At 60.6% G+C, this 1,359-nt stretch carries 1 protein-coding gene; it reads right to left on the bottom strand.

The genetic code is table 11. The features are described from left to right. Positions 1-65: 65 nt before the first annotated feature. Entirely contained in the window at positions 66-1,262 is a 1,197-nt protein-coding gene (locus ACEVQ6_RS23625; protein ID WP_374891486.1) for an IS256 family transposase, read from the bottom strand. Positions 1,263-1,359: the final 97 nt, after the last annotated feature.

Here is a 1,359-nt window from a genome sequence, read left to right as displayed (position 1 = left end):
GATCGTGTCCCAGGAGGTGGTGTAGCTTGGACAACCCCGGCTCATCCCGGAGGACCGGATGAGTGTCAGCTTGCGGCTGGCAGGCTGATGAGCGGATCATCGCTCATCGTGGCGATTGTCTCAAGTGTCATGTAGCGGGATCGTTGGACGGCCCATTCATCGTTCTGTTCGAGCAGGAGCGCGCCGACGAGCCTGACGATGGCGTCATCGTTGGGGAAGATGCCGACAACCTCGGTGCGCCGCTTGATCTCGCCGTTGAGGCGCTCGATCGGGTTGGTCGAGTGAAGCTTGGCCCAATGCTGCTTGGGAAAGGTCATGTAGGCGAGCACGTCTTCCTCGGCACTATCCATCAGCGTGGCGAGTTTTGGCACCTTCGGCCTGATCTGGTCGGCGACATTGCGCCACTGGGTACTTGCCGCCTCTGGTGTATCCTGGGCAAATGCCGTGGCAATGAAGGCGGACACGACGCGTCGTCCGCTCTTTCCCGCATGGGCGAGCGCATTGCGCATGAAGTGGACTCTGCAGCGCTGCCAGGTGGCGGACAGAACCTTGGAAACAGCCCCCTTGATACCCTCATGCGCATCGGAGACAGCGAGCTTGACGCCACACAGGCCTCGTCTGGTCAGCTTGCGCAGGAACTCGGTCCAGATCGCCTCTGCCTCGGATGTCCCGATTTCCATGCCGAGCACCTCGCGCCGGCCGTCCGTATTGACGCCCACGGCGATGATGACCGCGACCGAGACAATCCGACCGCCGCGCCGGACCTTCAGGTAGGTGGCGTCGATCCACAAATAGGGCCATTCCCCCTCAATCGGCCTATCCAGAAAGGCCTTTACCTTCTCGTCGATTTCTTCGCAGAGCCGCGATACCTGGCTCTTGGAGATGCCCGACATGCCCATGGCCTTCACCAGGTCATCGACAGACCGGGTTGAAACGCCCTGGATATAGGCTTCTTGGATGACCGCAGTCAGGGCCTTCTCGGCCATTCGGCGCGGCTCAAGGAAGCTCGGGAAATAACTGCCTGTGCGCAGCTTGGGTATGCGTAGCTCGACGGTTCCTGCACGCGTCTCCCAGTCCCGATCGCGGTAGCCGTTGCGCTGGGCAAGTCGCAAGCCATTCTTCTCGCCATAGCCCGCGCCGGTCTTCGCGCTCACTTCCAGCGCCATAAGCTTCTCGGCGGCAAAGCCGATCATCTCTCGGAGCAAATCGGCATCAGCGCTCTTCTCAATGAGTGAGCGCAGGTTCATCATGTCGTCGGTCATCGGTGGTCTCCCTCAGGTTGGTCATAAGCAACCCGACCCTACCGGGAATCACCGATGGCTATGAAATCCAGCTACACCACCTCCTGGGACACGATCT

The sequence above is a fragment of the Ensifer soli genome (genome assembly GCF_041928815.1).
Taxonomy (GTDB): Bacteria; Pseudomonadota; Alphaproteobacteria; order Rhizobiales; family Rhizobiaceae; genus JBHFEI01.
This window is presented reverse-complemented; position numbering and strand designations above follow the sequence as displayed.